Below are 17,187 nucleotides of genomic sequence, written 5' to 3' on the forward strand. Positions count from 1 at the left end.
TCGATCACGGCTGATCCGGCGCCACCTGGATGATCGTCTTGCCGGAGGTGCGCCGGTGGCGGGCGAACGCCTCGGCCGTCTCCGCGAGCGGGCGGACGTCGCCGACCAGGGGGCGCAGGCGGCCGTCGCGGACACGCTGCGCCAGGTCCGCCAGCCGGGCGCGATCGGGCTCGACCACGAAGAAGACGGCTCGCCCGTCCTTCGGCCGCACCGTGGGTGGCGCCGCGATCGTCACGAGCGTGCCGCCTGGGCGGACCAGCGCGGCCGACCGCTCGAGGACGTCGCCGCCGATGACGTCGAAGACCACGTCGACGTCGCCGGGCAACGGATCCGCGGCCAGGTCCAGGAACGCGTGCGCGCCGAGGTCCCGGACGACGTCGCGGTCGGCGGCCCGGCCGGTGCCGATCACCCGGGCACCGATCTCGCGGGCAAGCTGGACGGCGATCGACCCGACGCCGCCGGCCGCGCCGTGGATCAGGACGGTCTGGCCGGTGGTGAGGCCGGCGTGGTCGAACAGTCCCTGCCACGCCGTCAGCCCGGAGATCGGCAGCGCCGCGGCGACCGCGTAGTCGATGTCGGCGGCGAGCGGCGCGAGGTTGCGCGCCTCCACCGCCGTGTACTCGGCGAGGGACCCGTTGCGCGTCCAGTCCGTGAGGCCGAAGACCCGCTGGCCGACGGTGAGGCCGGTGGTGCCGTAACCCAGCTCGGCGACGACCCCGGCCACCTCGTGCCCGGGGACGCTCGGGGTGCGGTCACGGCCGGCGCGGTCGGTCCAGGTACCGGGCCAGTCCAGCTCGCCGGGGGTGAAGCCGGCGGCGTGGACGCGCACGATGACGTCGTTCTCCGCGGCGTGCGGGTGGGGCAGGTCGGTCAGGGTGAGGCCGCCGGTCCCGGCGGCACGGTCTCGTACGGTGATGGCTCGCATAGCGGTTCCTTTCGCGTCAGCTCGGCCAAGCCGAGCCCATGATCCGCTCGACGGTCGTCGTCCGCCGGAACCCGGGGACGAAGTGCGCCAGGACGTCGGAGTTCACGGTTCCGTTGGTCGTCTCCGGGCGGTTCTTCAGGCCGTCGAGGTAGGTGCTCAGGAACTCTTCCTTGAACTCGCCCCGCGGGTGCGCGGCGACGACTTCCGCCACCTGATCGGGGTTCAGCACGTCCAGGCCGAACCCGATGACGTCGGTCAGCACGCCGAAATGGGTGGCGGCGATCTCCGGGCCCAGCCGGCCGGGAATCCCCGGCGTGGTGTGCAGCGCGATCGCCGTCCACACGGTTTCCGCGGCCGCCGCGGAGAACCCGTGCTCCAGCAGGAACTCGCGCCCGTGGTCGGCCCCGTCGACCTCGAACCGCTGCTCGACGCCGGAGAAGGGCGTCAAGAGACCGGCGTCGTGGAACAGGGCGGCCAGGTAGAGCAGTTCGGGGTCCGGCTCGACGCCGAGCCGGCCGGCGTGGATCCGGCCGAAGAAGTAGACGCGGCGGGAGTGGTGGTAGAGGAGCGGGCTGGTCGTCTCCCGGGCGAGCCGGGTCGCTTCGGCGACCGCGGCCGTTTCGGGAACCGCCACCCCTGCGATGATCTCTGACATGGTGGCCGCGCTTTCGCTCGTGGCTGACGGACGGGATGTCCGGCTTCCACGCTGCCTGCTGATGCCGACCCGAGGCGGCCTACGTCCGGCCAGGAAACCCTCGGATCAGGACACCGGCGAGACCTTGTCCGGCGCGGCTTCCTCGTCCGCGTCGAGGTCGAACGTCGCCGAGGCGAGCAACGCTGGGAGCTGCTCGACCGTACGGGCGCTCGCCAGCGGCCGCGACACCCACCGGCCCGTCCGCACCTCTGCGGCCTTCGCACGCACGGCAGGTCGGGGTCGGCCGGATCGGCCATGAGCGGGCCCTCTCGTCGCGATCACCGGAGGACGGTCGCCGACCGCCGCGTCAGGCGTCCTTTGTGGACAGTCGGTCGGCGTCGACCCGCGTCGCCGGGGCCTCCGGTTCACGCCGGGTCAGCACCAGCGGGGCGTCGTCGGTGACGGCCACCGTGTGCTCGGAGTGGGCCGTACGGGAGCCGTCCGCCGAGCGGATGGTCCAGCCGTCGGGGTCGTAGACGATCTTGTCGGTCGTCCGGGCGAACCACGGCTCGAGCGCGAGGGTCAGGCCCGGCCGGAGCTTCATCCCGCGGCCCGGCTGGCCCTTGTTGGAGACGTGCAGGTCCTCGTGCATGGTGCGGCCGATGCCGTGCCCGCCGAACTCGGTGTTCACCGGGTAGCCGTAGTCGCACGCCACCGCGTAGATCGCCGCCGAGATGTCGCCGAGGCGGTTGCCCGGCCGCGCCGCCTCGATCGCCGCCTCCAGCGCTTCCTCGGTGGCGCGGATGATCCGCAGGTCCTCCTCGGCCGCGGTGCCGACGATGACCGTGCGCGCCGAGTCCGCCACCCAGCCGTCGATGCCGACCGCGATGTCGGCACTGAGCACGTCCCCGTCCCGCAGGACGTAGTCGTGGGGCAGGCCGTGCAGGACGGCGTCGTTGACCGAGAGGCAGATGACGTTGCGGAACGGGCCCTTGCCGAAGGACGGCGCGTAGTCCCAGTAGCACGACTCCGCGCCGCGGCGCTCGATCATGCCGCGCACGTGGTGCTCCAGGTCCATGAGGTTGACGCCGACGTCGGCGAGCCGGCCCACCTCGGTCAGCACCTCGGCGACAAAACGCCCGGCCACGTGCATGCGCTCGATCTCGGCGGGCGTCTTCAGTTCGATCACGAAAACCTCACGTCACAGGGTTGGTATAGTTATACCGGGACCGTAGCACTTGCCGGTATAGTAATACCAGTCCTACCCTCGGAGCATGGTCCGTCAACCGCTCACGCCCGCCCAGGTCGAAGCCGGCCGGCGGCTCGGCGTCGTGCTGCGCCGTGCGCGGGCGGGCCGCGAACTCGCTGAAGTCGCGCAGGCGGCCGGCATCTCGCCGGAGACCCTCCGCAAGATCGAGACCGGCCGCCTGCCCTCCCCCGGCTTCGGCACGATCGTCCGCCTCGGCGAGGTGCTGGACACGCCGCTGCACGAACTGGCCGCCACCTGGCGCGGCCCCGCCGTCCCCCTGCACACCGCCCCGGCCTACGGACGGCGGTAGGCCGACCTCTCCGGCCTCCGGCCCGGTTCGTTCGGCTGCGCCGTGTCGTCCCGGCAATCACGGGTGTCGACCCTCTGATCACGCGAGTCGACCTCCCGATCACGCGAGCCGACCTCTCCGGCTCACGCGCCGACGGTCCCGGCCCACGCGTGACGCTCCCGGCCCGTGTGATCCGGAAGCCGGCTCCCGTGATCAGAGGGTCGACACGTGTGTTTGGAGGGTCGACACGCGGGTGTGTCGGGGCTCAGGACTTCTGCTGGTCTCCGCTGAACATCTCCCGCAGGCTCTCCGGGAGTTCGCCGTCGAACAGGCTTTCCCTCAGGGCGGCGTCGTCGAGAGGGGTGGCGGTGCGGGTGAACATGGCCTCCTCGTAGACCGCGAGCGCGGCTTCGACGTCGCCCGGGTGGGCCGCCAGGGCCTGGCCGAGTTCGGCGCCGTCCAGCATGGCCAGGTTGGCGCCCTCGCCGTTCGGGGCCGTCACGTGGGCGGCGTCGCCGACCAGGGTGACGCCCGGCAGGCGGTCCCAGCGGTGCCCGATCGGCAGGGCGTAGTGCGGGCGGAAGACCGGCGCGGTGTCGGCGTCGGTGATGAGCGCGGTGAGCTCCGGGGCCCAGCCGTCGAACTCCCGCGCGATCCGCGCGGTGACCGCGGCCGGATCGGCGAAGTCGAGGGCCTCGAACCAGTCCAGGGACTCCGTGAGCGCCACGTAGGCGTGCAGGGTGTCACCGCTTTCCCGGTGGGCGTTGATCGCCCGGTCCGGGGTGGGCCCGTTCGACGCCATCGAGCCGCCGCCGACCGCTTTCGCCGTGGCGGGGTGCCAGGTGTCGGCGTCGTAGAGATAGGTCTCGATGAACGCCGTGCCGTCGTACTCGGGCACGGCGCCGGTGACCAGCGACCGCACCCGCGACCAGGTGCCGTCCGCGCCGACCAGCAGGTTCGTGACGACGGTGGCGCCGTCGGCGAAGGTCACCTCGTAGCCGCCTCCGTCGCGGACACGGGTGGCGCTGACCTTGTGGCCCCACCGGACGGTGCCGTCTGGGAGACCGTCGAGCAGCAGCCGGCGCAGCTCGCCGCGCTGCACCTCGGGGCGGCCACCCATGCCGTCGTCGACCTTCTCGAACAGGAGTTTCCCCTGGTGGTCGAGGATCCGCATCGCCTGCCGGCCCTCCAGCACGAGGTCCTGGAACGCCTCGGTCAAGCCGGCCGCCTCGACGGCGAGCAGGCCGTTGTAGTCGTGGATGTCGAGCATCCCGCCCTGCATGCGGGCCATCGGGGACGGCTCGGCCTCGTGCACCGCGGACGGGATGCCGTGGACGTGCAGGACCCGGGCGAGGGTGAGGCCGCCGAGGCCGGCACCGATGATCGTGACTGGGGTGTTCATGGGGGCTCCTTCGCCGATCGCGGCCGCCCGGTGAGCCCAGGCGCGGCCGCCGTTGGAATTACATTCCAAGATTGCCGCGGGCCGCTGGCACGGGCCGCACACGGCACTGGCACGGGTCTGTCGCACGCTGGCAGCGCCGCTTTCACCTGCACAAACCCAGCGAAGCTAGGCCGAACGGGTTACGGTCGGAGCACGGCACGGGGAAGGGAGGGCGGCATGACGTCTCTCGTCCCGGCGTGGGTCGAGCCGATGCTGGCCAAGGCCGACGGCGGGCGCCTGCGCAGCGGCCCCGAGTGGGCCTACGAGTACAAACTGGACGGCTACCGCGCCGCCATGCGGATCGCGCCCGACGGCACCACGGTGCTCACCAGCCGCAACAACATCGACTTCACCGCCGAGTTCCGCGGCGTCACCGACGTCCTCGACCTCGACGGCCAGGCCGCGCTGCTCGACGGCGAAGTCGTCGTCTACAACGAGGACGGCCGGATCGACTTCGAGCTGATGCAGGAACGCCGCGGCCGCTACGTCAAGCACCAGAGCTCCTTGCGCCGCGACGAACCCTTCGACGACCTCCCCGTCCGCTTCCTCGCCTTCGACCTCCTGCAGCTGGGCGAGCGCAGCCTGCTGGCCGCGCCCTACGACGAACGCCGTCGCCTGCTGGCCACGCTGCCGATGCCCGACCTCCACAAGGTTTCCGTCGTGCGCGCGGTCACCTTCGCCGAACTCGACGCCGACCACCGCTCCCCCGCCGACTTCCTCACCCACGCCGCCGACGCCGGCTACGAGGGCGTCGTGGCCAAGCTCCGCAGCTCGACCTACCAACCCGGCCACCGGCCCGACTCCTGGCTCAAGCACCCGTTCATCCAGACCGCGGAGGTCATCGTCTGCGGCTGGCGCCCCGGCCAGCGCAGCTTCACCGGCACCCTCGGCGGCCTGCTGCTCGGCGCCCACGACCCCGCCACCGGCGACCTCGTCTACATCGGCGACGTCGGCACCGGCTTCTCCCAGGCCGCCCGCGCCGACCTCGTCACCATGCTGACGCCGCTCGAGCGCCGGACCCACCCCTTCGCCACGACGCCGCCGCGCGAGGACACCACCCGCGCCCGCTGGGTCGAGCCGCACCTCGTCGGCGAGGTCGTCTACCGGCAGTTCACCCGCGCCGGCCGCGTCCGCCACACCGCCTGGCGGGGCCTGCGGGCCGACAAGAGCCCCGACGACGTCCGCGCGCCCCGCTCGACCGGTCCGGCGGCACCCGCACCCCCGGAGCCCGCCCCCTCGGAGCCCGCGCCGCCGCTGGGACCGAAGATCACCGTGCAGGCGGGAAAGCGGCGACTGACACTGTCCAATCTGGACAAACCGCTGTTCCCCGACGGCTTCACCAAGGGTGAGGTCATCAACTACTACTCCCGCGTCGCGCCCGTGCTGCTGCCGCACCTCGCGGGCCGGCCGGTGACGTTCATCCGCTTCCCCGACGGCGTCGGCGGCCAGCAGTTCTTCGAGAAGAACGCCCCGCGCGGCGCCCCGGACTGGCTGCCGACCGTCACGCTGCCCAGCACCGGTTCCCGGTCCGGCCGCGGCGAGGGGACCATCGACTACGCCCTGCTCGACGAGCTGCCCGCGCTGGTGTGGGCCGCGAACCTGGCCGCGCTGGAGCTGCACGTTCCCCAGTGGACGGTCGGCCCCGGCGCGACCCGCCGGCCGCCGGACCGGCTGGTCTTCGACCTCGACCCCGGCCCGGGCACGTCGATCGTCGACTGCTGCCGGGTCGCCGAACGACTCCACGACGTCCTGCTCGCCGACGGGCTGACGCCGTTCGCGAAGACGTCCGGCTCCAAGGGGATGCAGCTCTACTGCGGCATCCGCACGGACGACCCGGCCGCGCCGTCGGCCTACGCCAAGCGGCTGGCCCAGCGGCTCGCGCGCGAGACACCGGAGACGGTCACCGCCGTCATGGTCAAGGCCCGGCGCGCCGGCCGGGTGTTCATCGACTGGAGCCAGAACAACCCGGCCAAGACGACGGTCGCGCCGTACAGCCTGCGCGGCCGCGAGCACCCCACGGTCTCGACGCCGCTCACGTGGGCCGAGGTCCGCGCCTGCCGGCACGTCAGCCACCTGACCTTCACCGCCGACGACGTCCTGGACCGCGTCGAGACGCACGGGGACCTGCTCACGCCGCTCTTGGAGGCCCGGGCCCCGCTGCCGGCCGGGTGAGCCGTCAGCGGGACTTCGCGCGCAGGTGGAGCCGCTCCCCCTGCTTGCCGAACAGGCTCAGGATCTCCGCCGGCCGGCCGTCGACCGCGCCGAACCAGTGCGGCAGGCGCGTGTCGAACTCCGCCGCCTCGCCCGGGCCCAGCGTCATGTCGCGGTCCGCCAAGACCAGCCGCAGCCGTCCCGACAGCACGTACAGCCACTCGTAACCCTCGTGGACCTGCGGGTCCGGCTCGCCCGTCTCCGGCTCGAGGATCATCTTGAACGCTTGGGGCGCGCCCGGCTGGCGGGTCAGCGGGAGCACCGTCATCGTCGCGCCGTTGTGGCGCGGGATGCGCCGCGCCGTCAGGCGCACGCGCGGGTCGCCGACCTCCGGGGCGCCGACCAGCTCGTCCAGCGGGACCTGGTGGGCCTGCGCGATCGGCAGCAGCAGCTCCAGGCTCGGCTTGCGCTGGCCGGCCTCCAGGCGCGACAGCGTGCTCTTCGAGATGCCCGTCGCCTCCGAGAGGTCGGCGAGGGTGACCCGCCGCTGCATGCGGACCCGCTTGAGCCGCGGGCCCACCTCGGCCAGTGCCTGGTTGATCGCGTCCGTCATGCCCCCAGGAAACTCCCTCGTCCCGGAAACGGCAACATAAGTTGTCGGATTCGTGACGCCGGGGTCATGGTGGCCGCATGACCGAGAACAGCAGTTACGACGTAGTGGTGGTGGGTGGCGGCGCCGCGGGCCTCAACGCCGCCCTGATGCTCGGCCGGGCGCGGCGGCGCGTCGCGGTCGTCGACGGCGGCGCGCCGCGCAACGCCCCCGCCGCCCACATGCACGGCTTCCTCTCCCGCGACGGGCTGCCGCCGGACGAGCTCCTCAAGATCGGCCGCGAAGAGCTCGCGGGGTACGGCGTCGACCTCGTCGACGACGACGTCACCAGCCTCGAGCCCGGCTTCACGCTGCGCCTGGCCGGCGGCCGCGTGCTGACCGCGCGGCGCGTCCTGTACGCCACCGGCGTCCACGACGACCTCCCGGACCTCCCCGGCCTGCGCGAGAGCTGGGGCACCGACGCGGTGACCTGCCCCTACTGCCACGGCTACGAGGTCCGCGACCGGCCGCTCGGCGTGCTCGGCACCGAAGCCGCGAGCGTCGAGCACGCCCTGCTCGTGCGCCAGTGGTCACCGGACGTCGTCTACTTCGCCCACACCGCGCCGCCGTCCGAAGAGGACCGGACGCGGCTCGACGCGCGGGGCATCCGGGTCGTCGAGGGCACCGTGACCGCGGTGCGGCGCGTGGACGGCAAGCTCACCGGCGTCGAACTGGGCAGCCGGTTCGTGCCGCGGGCGGCGCTGTTCATCCGGACCCGGACCGTCCCGCACGACGCGCACCTGCGCGAGCTCGGCTGCGCGGTGGAGAACGACGTCGTCAAGGTCGACCCGGGCGGGCAGACCAGCGTGCCGGGCGTGTGGGCCGCCGGCAACGTCGTCGACGCGCGGGCCACCGTGATCATCGCCGCGGCCCAGGGCGCGGCCGCCGCCGGAGTGCTCAACCACGACCTCGTCACCGAGGACGTCCGCATGGCGATCGACTCCCACGGCGGCTTCACGCCCGCGGCGGAACGTGCGGCGATGCGCTGACGCGCTGGCGTTGGCGGGCCACGCGTGCCAGGCTCGGCCCGTGCGCCCGACGCTGTACGACTTCGCCGGCGGCGACCCCGCGTTCCTCGCGCTGGCCGCCGCCCACCACGAACGCTGCCTGGCCGATCCCGAGCTGAACCACCCGTTCTCCCACCCGGGACAGCACCCGAAGCACGTGGAGCGGCTGGCCTGGTACTGGGCGGAGGTGATGGGTGGCCCGCCGCGGTTCTCCACCGAGTGCGCGGACCACTCCGCGATGCTCAGGATGCACGCCGGCAACGGCGACATGACCGACCTCGGCCGCCGGTTCGTGGAGTGCTTCGTGCTCGCCGCCGACGACGCGGAACTGCCCGCCGATCCCGGGTTCCGGGCCGCGCTGCGGTCCTACATGGAGTGGGCGGTGGCCGAGGTGCTCACCTACCCGGGTCCGGCCGAAGAGGTGCCCGCCGACCTGGCCGTGCCGCACTGGTCGTGGAACGGGTTGCAGCCGGTGTAACGCCCGGGGCGGCCGCGACGTCTTGTGGGCAACGACTGGCTGTGGAGGTCCGTCGCAGAGCCGTCCCGGGCGCGTTTCCCCCCAACCCGCCCGGGCCGGTTCGTCCACCGGACGCCGTGACCGATTTCCGCGAGCCCGGACTTCGCGCAGCGGGCAGACTCGGCGGCATGGCCGACACCTTCGACGACGTTCCCGACCGGTTCCGCCGCGCGGCCAAGGGTTTCGAACACCACCTCCGCGCGGTGCCGCCCGACGGCTGGGGCGCGCCGACGCCGTGCACCGAGTGGGACGTCCGGCAGCTGGCCAACCACATGACGCGCGGCAACCTGAACTACGCCGGCCTCGTCCGCGGCGCCACCCGCGAGGAGTTCCTGGCGCAGCGCGACGCCGACGCGCTCGGCGACGACCCGGTCGCGGCGTTCACCGCGTCGGCCGCCGCCTGCGCGGCCGCCTTCGCCGGGAGCGGCGCGCTCGACCGCGTCGTCGACTACCCGATGGGCGCACTGACCGGGCGGCGGGCCCTGGCCGTGCGGACCGCCGACAGCGTCGTGCACACCTGGGACCTGGCGCGCGCGCTCGGCGCCGGCGACACGCTCGACGCGGACCTCGTCGCCTGGGTCGACGACGGTTACGACGACATCTTCGCCGGGCTCGCGGTCGACCGGTTCTTCGCGGACCCGCCGGCCGGCGCGCCCCCGGCGTCGCGCCAGGACCGGCTGCTCACGCGGTTCGGCCGCGACCCCCGCTGACCGGGCAGCCCAGCCGGTCGGCCAGCTCGGTCAGGGCCTGGCCCAGCGGCCGGTCCACCCGGACCGTCGCGTAGCGGTCGCCGCGGGTCTCGCCGTGGTTGACGATCACCACCGGCTTGCCCGCGTTCGCCGCGTGCCGGACGAACCGCAGGCCGGACATCACCGTCAGGGACGAGCCGAGGACCACTAGCGCGTCGGCCTCGTCGACCAGCCGGAAGCACCGCTCGACGCGCGGGCGCGGCACGTTCTCGCCGAAGAACACCACGTCGGGCTTGAGCACGCCGGACGCGCAGTCCGCGCACGGTACCAGGCCGAACCGGCGCACGACGTCCTCGGGCAGCTCGACGTCGCCGTCCGGGTTGATCCGGGTCGCCGTGCCCTCGAAGTCCGGGTTGGCCGCGCGCAGCCGCCGGTCCAGCTCGGCGCGCGGGCTGGTGCGCCGGCAGTCCAGGCAGATCACGCGGTCGAGGCTGCCGTGCAGCTCGACCGCGTCCGCGGTGCCCGCCGCCTGGTGCAGGCCGTCGACGTTCTGGGTGATCACGCCGGCGACGTACCCGCCGTCGCGCAGGGCGGTCACCGCGCGGTGGCCGTCGTTCGGGTCGGCGCGGGCGATCGTGCGCCAGCCGAGGTGGCTGCGCGCCCAGTACCGCTGCCGGCCGGCGTCGCTGGAGACGAACTCGTCGTAGGTCATCGGCGTGTGCCGGCGCAGGCTGCCGCTTTCGCCGCGGTAGTCGGGGATCCCGGACTCCGTCGACAGGCCGGCGCCGCTCAGCACCGCGACCCGCCGCCGCGCGACGACGGCGGTCAGCTCGTCGAGGCTGGCCGTCCGCGGCAGCGGCGCGTCCGCCGAGGTCCAGGTCAGGGTGGGCCGTGTCCGCACCGGACCAGCCTACGTGGACTTCCCGGACCGGCGCTCGCCGTCGGACGCCGGATTCGGGCGCGGTTCGCCACCGGATGCCGTCGACCGGATCCCGCTTCCTTCGCCGGCCGTGGCCGGGGATTGCGCCGCACGTGAGCCTGCACGTGCCGCGACTGTTCGTCGGCGAGACCTCCCGAAGATCCACCCACCCGGTGCCGCCCCGTTCTCCGGTTCCGGTGAACATCAGCCACACCGGCCGCAAGGGCGAGGGACCCGCGGTGCGGATTACCGACGCCGGGTACCGCTGGGCGCGGTGGGCCGAGAACATCGCGGCCGGGCAGCGCACCCCCACTGCGGTCGTCGACGCTATGCACAGCCCGGTGCACCGGGCCGACATCCTCGACTGCTCGCTGCGCGAGATCGGCATCGGCTACAGCGTCGACTCGGCGAAGAAGGCGTACTGGACGCAGGACTTCGGGACGCCCTGGACCTAGTGTCGCGCGTCGCAAGTCCCCTGACAGCCAGGAGGCCAGACCAGGGTCGCCCCTGAAGCTCACCTCCCCAGCCGGGCCGCGACCTCCGGGAGCGCCCCGGCCCCAAACGCCCCAATGTGGCGTTGGGTGCGTCCAACGCACCCAACGTGGCGTTCGGTGCGTCCAACGCACCCAACGCCACATTGGGGCGCATTACCCGGCCCCGTCAACGAACCTCAGACACACGACACTAGGCGGCCGGACCGGGCGTCATGATCCACAGTGGACTCCGGCGCCCGGTCCCGCTCCACCGCCTGCCGGATCGCGTAGTCTCCTCACGCCTGGTGACCGAGTGGAGGAAGACGCGTGAGCTGGCAGTTCGGGCCGTACCGGGTGGAGTCGCTGATCGCCCGCGGCGGGATGGGCGAGGTGCTGCGCGCCTACGACACGCGCCATGACCGCGTCGTGGCGCTGAAGCTGCTCGCCCCGGAGTTCGCCGCCGACCACGACTTCCAGGAGCGGTTCCGGCGCGAGGCGCACGCCGTCGCGCGGCTGCGGGAGCCGCACGTCATCCCGATCCACGCCTACGGCGAGATCGACGGGCGCCTCTACCTCGACATGCGCCTGGTCGAGGGCGACGACCTCGGCACCCGGCTCACCGCCGGCGGGCCGCTCGCCCCCGCCGACGCCGTCGACGTCGTCGGCCAGGTCGCGCAGGCACTGGCCGCCGCGCACGCCGAAGGCCTGGTGCACCGGGACGTCAAGCCGTCGAACGTGCTCGTCGGCCCGACCGGCTTCGCCTACCTCGTGGACTTCGGCATCGCCCGCGCGGCCGGGCCCGCCACCGGGCTCACCGCGACCGGCGGCGCGGTCGGCACGCTCGACTACATGGCGCCGGAGCGGTTCACCGACGCGCCCGCCGATCACCGCGTCGACGTCTACGCCCTGGCCTGCGTGCTGCACCAGTGCCTGACCGGCAGCAAGCCGTTCGCGGCGACCACGGCCGCGGCGCTGATCGGAGCCCACCTGCACCAGCCGCCACCCCGGCCCAGCTCACTGCGGCCCGGCCTGCCCGCGGCGTTCGACGACGTCGTCGCGCGGGGCATGGCGAAGGACCCGGCCGTGCGCTTCGCGAGCGTCACGGAGCTGGCCGGCGCCGCGCGGGCCGCGCTCGGCGGCCCGAGCCCGGTCCCCGCCGCCGCGCCCCCGACCCGGCAGGCGACCCGGACGGCAGCGCCCGCTGTCCCGCGGAGTTCGAAAGCGCCGTGGCTGGTCGCCGGGGTGGCGTTGGTGGCCCTGGTGGCCGTCGCCGCGTGGTTCCTGGTCGACCGGGCGTCGTCGCGGGCCGGGGCGGCACCCACCTCCTCGGCACCGCCGCCGCCGACGACGTCCTCGCCGGCGAGCGTGCCACTGGTGACGACCACCCAGGTGACCGTGCGGACGTCGGTCGTCCCCGCCGCCGACCTCGGGCTGACCACGCCGCTGAGCACGCCCGCGTGCGACGGCTCGTACGTCGTCGTGCTCGGCTCCGCCGTCACCCCCGCCCGCTACCGCGCCGACGTCCAGCAGCTGCTGGACGCCCACCCCGGCGCGCGCTACCTGCACACGCCGAGCACCGGCTGCGGTTCGCTGCGGCAGCAGGTGGACGGCGCCGACGTGTACGCCGTCTTCGACGGGCCGTTCACCGGGAAGGAAAGCGCGTGCGCGCGGCGTACCGGGGCCGCCTACGTCAAGCGGCTCGACACCACGTCGTCGCCGGTCGCGGTGGTCACCTGCTGACGAACGGGCCGGCCCAGACCGAGTCCGCGTCCACAAAGGACTGAAGGAGCGCGGTGAGGGTGGCGTCACCGCGGGCGTTCAGCTCTTCGGAGGCGATCCGCCGGGCGACGCCGGCGAGGAAGTCGGCGATCTGGACGCGCGCGTCGGACCGCGAGTCGACGAACCGCACGCCGGCCAGCCGGGACCCGAGCGTGGCCTTGAGCTGCAGCACGCGCTCGGCGGTCAGCGCGAGCTGCTCGTCGTGGACCAGGGCGACCGGGGTGCCGTCGGCGCTCCAGTGCCGGATGGTGTGCAGCACCGCGGGCACCAGCGGATCCAGCACCGGCACGACGCTCGCGTCGGTGGCCAGCCGGGCTCGGTAGGCGGCCACGCGGCCGCCGCCGTCGCGAAAGCGGCCCATGATCTCGCCGGCGTCGCCCGGCGTCTCGGCGAGCTTCGCGACCAGTGCGAAGAACTCGGCGGGCGACGTCGGCACGCCCCGGCGTGGCCGGAGGCGCAGCACGCTGGTGAAGGCCGCGAGGAAGAAGTCCCAGTCGGCGCCGAAGGCGGCCGGGCCCTCGCGGTGGAGCGTGCGCGCCATGGCGGCGGTGCCGTGCTCGGCCAGCAGCGTGACCGCGGCCCGCACGGCGAAGAAGGTCTTGTCGGTCAGGTGCACGTGCCCGCGGCCGGCCAGCGGGCCCGCCGGGTGGAGCAGCCATTCGAGCACCGGCCGGTGCTTGGCGCGCAGCAGGTGGTTCGCCTTGTACTCCTCGGCGGGCGACCCGATGCGGCGGCGGATCTCCCGCACGCAGGCCTCGGCCGCCGCCGGGGACATCCGGATCCCGGCGTGGACGAAGACGTCCGTCTCGCCGCCGACGAGGTTCTCCCCCTCCGAACCCGACTCGTCGCAGGCGATCTCGACCGGGTTCACCCGCCCGATGGTGCCAGACGAACCGGGCGGCGGCGAGTTCATTGCCTGCGGTGATCCCGGCCGAAGCCTCGCGTGCGCGCCACCCGGGGGCCCATAATGCGACCCGGTCACGGTTGGGCGACGACGGCTAACGACCGCGCGCCGTCCGGAGACTCGACGAGCAGGTGCTGGGAGGTGCGGATGGCGACGGACCACGGGCCGGCCCGGCTCGCACTGGCGGCGGCCGTGGTCGCGCTGCTGCTGGGGGCCGCCGGGGTGCTGGTGCAGCAACGGCTGACCGGCGCCGGGGACGCGGCCGCGGTGTCCGGGGCGGCCGGCGCGACGCTGACCGTCGGCGACGTCGAGGTCGTCGTGCCCCCGGACGCCGTCCTGGCCGGCACCCGGCTGGCCGCGCAAGCCGCGCCGGAGCCGGGCGCCCTGACGCCGGTGGTCCGCCGGACCGGCGGCGGCGCCGAACTGACCTTCGACGCCGGCGCGCCGCCACGGCTCCCGGTCCGGGTGCGGATCGCGGTGCCCGCCGCGCCGCCGCCCGGGTTCGCACCGGTCGTCGTCACCGCGAACGGGACGCGCCTCGCGCTCGCCTCCTACGACGCCACGACCCGCCGGATCGTCGCCGACCTGGCCCCCGAGGGCGCGTTCTGGGGTGGCCTGCTCGACTTCGCCGCACTGGGCCGCGACGTCGCTCAGGCGGCGGCCGATCCGCCACCGACGTGCCTCGGGCGCGCGGCGAGCACGGCCGGCGTCACGGTGGAACTCGGCGGGCCGGCCGACGCGCGGTCGCCGGTCGGGGCGTGCGTGACCGAGGACGGCAGCGGCGCGAGCGTCACCCTGACGTCGAACGCGCGGGTGCCGTACCGGATCGTCCTGCCGCCGGGCTGGCCGGCGCCGAGCTCCCGCACCGCCGCGCCGAGCACCGCGACCGTCCAGCTGTTCCCGCAGCCCCGGCTGCGCGACCTGCTCTGGCCCGGCGCCGGCGTCACCTACGACGTCCCGGTCGAGCGGCTGCCCGCGAGCATCCGCGGCCAGGCCGACCCCGGCCCGTACCTCGGGCTGGCCCTGGCGTGGACGGCCCACCGCGCGGCGGCGCTGTTCGGCATGGCGCTCGCCCGGCCCGGCGAGCTCGAGCAGGACCCCGGCGTGCTGGCCTGCGCGGCGGACGCCGGCGCCGCGCACTACGCCGCCGACCGGCCGTTCGCCCAGGTCGCGGCGGAGGTCTGGGCCGCGTTGACGCCGTGCGGCACGGCGGACGCGGGCGCGTTGCACAGCTTCCTGGCCGCCGGGATCGGCCCGGTGACCGGCTGGCTCGCCGACGCGGCGAAGGGCCCCGCCTTCGAGGTGCCGCTGACCGTGGGCAGCGGCACCGAGCGGTTCACCCAGACCGTCGCGTACCGGCCGTGGACCGGCACCCGTGTCACCGCGGGCATCCGCACGACGGCCGCGACCGGCACCTGCTCGGCGGCGTCCACGGTGTCCGGCCGGCACGACGCCTACCGCTGCGCGGTCAAGGACAAGGTGTACGACCCGTGTTTCGCCGCCACCGCGCCGAGCGCGCGGCACCAGGTCGTCTGCCCCGCCACGGCGACGAAGGCCGTACTGCTGAGCTACACCGGGGCCCTGCCGGCCCCGCCCCAGAGTGACGGCACGGCTAACCCGTTCCTCCTCGCCCTGGACGGCGGCCTGCAGTGCCTCGGCGTCACCGGCGGCGCGCCCCCGGTGGCCGGCCTGAACGCCCGGTTCGCCTGCAGTGCCAAGACGTTCCTCTACGGCGACCCGGACCCGGTGAATCCCTTGTGGACGGTCCAGGCCGCGGACCAGGCCCCACCGCTGCGCCCGATGACGATCGCGAAGGCGTACGCCTAAGCCAGCGTGATCTTGCCGCCGGTGACCGTCACCGTCTTCTTCTCCAAGGGCTGGTTCGCCGGGCCCGCCGCCACCGAGCCGTCGGCGATCTTGAACTTGCTGCCGTGGCAGGGGCAGTTGATGGTGCCGTCCGCGACGGCGTCGACCGCGCAGCCCTGGTGGGTGCAGATCGCCGAGAACGCGGCGAACGTCCCCGCCGCGGGCTGCGTCACCACCACCTGCTTGTCGGCGAACACCTTGCCGCCGCCGACCGGGACGTCGCCCGCAGCGCCCAGCTCGGTGCCGCTGCCCGCGGCGGGTGGCGGTGCGGACGTCCCGGTCGTGCCGCCGCCGTAGGTGCTGCAGCCGGCCACCAGGCCGGCGCCCAGCACCGCGAGCGCCGTCCGGCGGGCCAGCGTTTCCTCTTCGCGCACGATCGTCCCCCTAGAAGGTCAAGCCGGATTGGGTGAAGAACCACAGCGACGCGCTCAGCCAGAGCCCGACCAGCGCGGTGAAGACCAGTCCGCCGACGAGCGGCAGCGACCAGCCGGGCGCGCCGTCCTTGCGCAGCAGCAACATCTTCACGACGAAGATGCCGTAGAAGAAGCAGCCCAGCAGGGAGTGCAGCAGCACGCGGGTGTCGAACGACTGGAACCCGAGCGCGTACAGGCAGTGCAGCGCCACCGGGATCGACACGAGGAACGCCAGGCGCCCCGACCAGCGGTGCACCGGCCCGACCCACGCGGGCGCGGTGCTCCCGAGCTTGCCGTACAGCACCAGCGCCGTGACCAGCTGCACGACGGCCAGCACGACGACGACCGTGGCGAGCCACGCCTTCACCGCCTGCGGGCTCGAGAAGCCCGCGACGTTGATCGCCACGCCGGTGGGTGTGTGCAGGTTGCCGTAGACGCCGAGCGCCACCGCGACGACGGCGCCGGCCGCCAGCGGCACGAGGAGCGCGGCCCCGGCGCGGTTGTTCCTCGCGGGCGCGGTCATCAGAACCCACCCGCGATCCCGCTGATCGCTTCGGCGGTCACCGGGGCGCCGTCGACCGTCGCGGTCCCGGCCGCCGGGTCGAGGGCCGGTGCGGCGATCGACTGCTGGTCGTCGTCCGTGGTGAGGATGCCGACCTGGCTGCCGTCGGCCTGGACGATCCAGCCGACGTTCGCGCCCTTGCCCTTCACCTTCGGCGCCGCGCGGTAGAGCCCGGCGGGATTCTTGGCCGGGCCCGCGGTGAACTGCCACGTCTTGCCGCCCGCCGTGACCGAGCCGGTCACCGCCGTGGCGTCGTAGCTGCCGGCGAGGTTCGCGCCCTTGGTGCCCTTGAGGTCCAGCTTCCCGCCGACGGTCACGCCCTGCAGCCAGGCTTCGACCTTCTTGCCGTCGCAGACGTAGGCGATCGCGTGGCCGTCGCGGACCGACACCGCGACCGACGCGCCGCCGCCGTCGACGTGCCCGGCGTAGTCGGCCCGCGCGGGCGCGTCGACCGTCTTGGCCGGCTGGGTCGTTGGTGACTGTGTCTGTTGCGTCGTGGACGGTGCGCCCGCGGCGTTCGCGGCGCCGGCCACCGGCGGCGCGCCGGTCCCCGTCGCCAAGTTGGCCATCCCGATCCCACCGGCGAGCGCGACGCCCGCGAGCAGGGTGAACAACGGTCCCGGATGTTTCATGATCGTCCCCGCATTCCCTCTCCACCACCGTGCCCTTGACACGGACGTCGGAGCGGAGCGGCTCAACGCTACGCGAGGAAAAGAGCTA

Annotated in this window: 19 protein-coding genes; 8 read left to right on the forward strand and 11 right to left on the reverse strand. The window is 74.0% G+C overall.

From position 1 onward, the window contains the following. Positions 1-4 precede the first annotated feature (4 nt). The 4 genes from ACLJQZ_RS26730 to map all read right to left on the reverse strand — a co-directional run bounded on the left by ACLJQZ_RS26730 (position 5) and on the right by map (position 2,748). Positions 5-925, reverse strand: a complete 921-nt coding sequence (locus tag ACLJQZ_RS26730) for an NADP-dependent oxidoreductase (RefSeq protein ID WP_410622611.1) — start codon at positions 923-925, stop codon at positions 5-7. Between the two features lie 16 nt (positions 926-941). Continuing rightward, positions 942-1,559, reverse strand: coding sequence for an HD domain-containing protein (locus ACLJQZ_RS26735; RefSeq protein WP_410622612.1), 618 nt, complete (start codon positions 1,557-1,559; stop codon positions 942-944). Positions 1,560-1,685: 126 nt separating this feature from the next. Beyond that, positions 1,686-1,826 carry a hypothetical protein gene (locus tag ACLJQZ_RS26740; protein WP_410622613.1) on the reverse strand — a complete coding sequence of 47 codons (141 nt, stop codon included), beginning with the start codon at positions 1,824-1,826 and terminating at the stop codon, positions 1,686-1,688. A gap of 100 nt (positions 1,827-1,926) precedes the next feature. Next, positions 1,927-2,748, reverse strand: coding sequence for a type I methionyl aminopeptidase (map, locus tag ACLJQZ_RS26745; protein WP_410622614.1), 822 nt, complete (start codon positions 2,746-2,748; stop codon positions 1,927-1,929). A gap of 85 nt (positions 2,749-2,833) precedes the next feature. On the opposite strand from map, the gene ACLJQZ_RS26750 reads away from it, so the two are divergent. Beyond that, on the forward strand, positions 2,834-3,118 hold the full coding sequence (locus ACLJQZ_RS26750) for a helix-turn-helix transcriptional regulator (RefSeq protein WP_410622615.1): 285 nt from the start codon (positions 2,834-2,836) through the stop codon (positions 3,116-3,118). A gap of 244 nt (positions 3,119-3,362) precedes the next feature. On the opposite strand, the gene ACLJQZ_RS26755 is transcribed toward ACLJQZ_RS26750, so the two are convergent. Further along, entirely contained in the window at positions 3,363-4,499 is a 1,137-nt protein-coding gene (locus ACLJQZ_RS26755) for an FAD-dependent oxidoreductase (protein ID WP_410622616.1), read from the reverse strand. A gap of 216 nt (positions 4,500-4,715) precedes the next feature. On the opposite strand from ACLJQZ_RS26755, the gene ligD reads away from it, so the two are divergent. Further along, on the forward strand, positions 4,716-6,710 hold the full coding sequence (ligD, locus tag ACLJQZ_RS26760) for a DNA ligase D (protein WP_410622617.1): 1,995 nt from the start codon (positions 4,716-4,718) through the stop codon (positions 6,708-6,710). A gap of 4 nt (positions 6,711-6,714) precedes the next feature. Here ligD and ACLJQZ_RS26765 read toward each other — a convergent pair whose 3' ends face one another. Next, positions 6,715-7,302: a helix-turn-helix domain-containing protein gene (locus ACLJQZ_RS26765; RefSeq protein WP_410622618.1), complete on the reverse strand. Its 588-nt coding sequence runs from the start codon at positions 7,300-7,302 to the stop codon at positions 6,715-6,717. Positions 7,303-7,379: 77 nt separating this feature from the next. On the opposite strand from ACLJQZ_RS26765, the gene ACLJQZ_RS26770 reads away from it, so the two are divergent. From ACLJQZ_RS26770 to ACLJQZ_RS26780, 3 genes are all read left to right on the forward strand, one after another. After that, on the forward strand, positions 7,380-8,327 hold the full coding sequence (locus tag ACLJQZ_RS26770; RefSeq protein ID WP_410622620.1) for an NAD(P)/FAD-dependent oxidoreductase: 948 nt from the start codon (positions 7,380-7,382) through the stop codon (positions 8,325-8,327). A gap of 40 nt (positions 8,328-8,367) precedes the next feature. Next, on the forward strand, positions 8,368-8,823 hold the full coding sequence (locus ACLJQZ_RS26775) for a group II truncated hemoglobin (protein WP_410622621.1): 456 nt from the start codon (positions 8,368-8,370) through the stop codon (positions 8,821-8,823). Between the two features lie 167 nt (positions 8,824-8,990). Then, entirely contained in the window at positions 8,991-9,572 is a 582-nt protein-coding gene (locus ACLJQZ_RS26780) for a TIGR03086 family metal-binding protein (protein WP_410622622.1), read from the forward strand. Here ACLJQZ_RS26780 and ACLJQZ_RS26785 read toward each other — a convergent pair. Further along, positions 9,544-10,452 carry an NAD-dependent protein deacetylase gene (locus tag ACLJQZ_RS26785; protein WP_410622623.1) on the reverse strand — a complete coding sequence of 303 codons (909 nt, stop codon included), beginning with the start codon at positions 10,450-10,452 and terminating at the stop codon, positions 9,544-9,546. The genes ACLJQZ_RS26780 and ACLJQZ_RS26785 overlap by 29 nt on opposite strands. A gap of 131 nt (positions 10,453-10,583) precedes the next feature. Between ACLJQZ_RS26785 and ACLJQZ_RS26790 the strand changes: the two genes are divergently transcribed. Together ACLJQZ_RS26790 and ACLJQZ_RS26795 are read left to right on the forward strand one after the other, a co-directional pair. Continuing rightward, entirely contained in the window at positions 10,584-10,925 is a 342-nt protein-coding gene (locus ACLJQZ_RS26790; RefSeq protein WP_410622624.1) for a CAP domain-containing protein, read from the forward strand. 345 nt (positions 10,926-11,270) lie between these two features. Further along, entirely contained in the window at positions 11,271-12,683 is a 1,413-nt protein-coding gene (locus tag ACLJQZ_RS26795) for a serine/threonine-protein kinase (protein ID WP_410622625.1), read from the forward strand. Here ACLJQZ_RS26795 and ACLJQZ_RS26800 read toward each other — a convergent pair. Next, the gene (locus ACLJQZ_RS26800; protein WP_410622626.1) at positions 12,673-13,593 is read right to left on the reverse strand and encodes a DUF3800 domain-containing protein; all 921 of its coding nucleotides are present in this window, start codon (positions 13,591-13,593) and stop codon (positions 12,673-12,675) included. The genes ACLJQZ_RS26795 and ACLJQZ_RS26800 overlap by 11 nt on opposite strands. Before the next feature lie 180 nt (positions 13,594-13,773). Here ACLJQZ_RS26800 and ACLJQZ_RS26805 point away from each other — a divergent pair, with 180 nt between their 5' ends. After that, positions 13,774-15,453, forward strand: a complete 1,680-nt coding sequence (locus ACLJQZ_RS26805) for a hypothetical protein (protein ID WP_410622627.1) — start codon at positions 13,774-13,776, stop codon at positions 15,451-15,453. On the opposite strand, the gene ACLJQZ_RS26810 is transcribed toward ACLJQZ_RS26805, so the two are convergent. From ACLJQZ_RS26810 to ACLJQZ_RS26820, 3 genes are read right to left on the reverse strand one after another with little or no spacing between them, the layout of a single operon-like run. Next, entirely contained in the window at positions 15,450-15,866 is a 417-nt protein-coding gene (locus tag ACLJQZ_RS26810; protein WP_410622628.1) for a Rieske (2Fe-2S) protein, read from the reverse strand. The genes ACLJQZ_RS26805 and ACLJQZ_RS26810 overlap by 4 nt on opposite strands. Before the next feature lie 10 nt (positions 15,867-15,876). Continuing rightward, entirely contained in the window at positions 15,877-16,428 is a 552-nt protein-coding gene (locus tag ACLJQZ_RS26815; RefSeq protein ID WP_410622629.1) for a DUF6529 family protein, read from the reverse strand. Continuing rightward, positions 16,428-17,099, reverse strand: a complete 672-nt coding sequence (locus ACLJQZ_RS26820) for a hypothetical protein (protein ID WP_410622630.1) — start codon at positions 17,097-17,099, stop codon at positions 16,428-16,430. The genes ACLJQZ_RS26815 and ACLJQZ_RS26820 overlap by 1 nt, the downstream gene beginning before the upstream one ends. Between the last annotated feature and the right edge of the window lie 88 nt (positions 17,100-17,187).

This window comes from Amycolatopsis sp. cmx-8-4, from assembly GCF_046548675.1.
GTDB lineage: Bacteria > Actinomycetota > Actinomycetes > Mycobacteriales > Pseudonocardiaceae > Amycolatopsis.

Coding starts and splice junctions, on each gene's coding strand:
- ACLJQZ_RS26770 (WP_410622620.1), top strand. CDS start 7,380: ATGACCGAGAACAGCAGTTACGACGTAGTGGTGGTGGGTGGCGGCGCC.
- ACLJQZ_RS26730 (WP_410622611.1), bottom strand. CDS start 925: ATGCGAGCCATCACCGTACGAGACCGTGCCGCCGGGACCGGCGGCCTC.
- ACLJQZ_RS26750 (WP_410622615.1), top strand. CDS start 2,834: ATGGTCCGTCAACCGCTCACGCCCGCCCAGGTCGAAGCCGGCCGGCGG.
- ligD (WP_410622617.1), top strand. CDS start 4,716: ATGACGTCTCTCGTCCCGGCGTGGGTCGAGCCGATGCTGGCCAAGGCC.
- ACLJQZ_RS26780 (WP_410622622.1), top strand. CDS start 8,991: ATGGCCGACACCTTCGACGACGTTCCCGACCGGTTCCGCCGCGCGGCC.
- ACLJQZ_RS26805 (WP_410622627.1), top strand. CDS start 13,774: ATGGCGACGGACCACGGGCCGGCCCGGCTCGCACTGGCGGCGGCCGTG.
- ACLJQZ_RS26815 (WP_410622629.1), bottom strand. CDS start 16,428: ATGACCGCGCCCGCGAGGAACAACCGCGCCGGGGCCGCGCTCCTCGTG.
- ACLJQZ_RS26820 (WP_410622630.1), bottom strand. CDS start 17,099: ATGAAACATCCGGGACCGTTGTTCACCCTGCTCGCGGGCGTCGCGCTC.
- ACLJQZ_RS26765 (WP_410622618.1), bottom strand. CDS start 7,302: ATGACGGACGCGATCAACCAGGCACTGGCCGAGGTGGGCCCGCGGCTC.
- ACLJQZ_RS26755 (WP_410622616.1), bottom strand. CDS start 4,499: ATGAACACCCCAGTCACGATCATCGGTGCCGGCCTCGGCGGCCTCACC.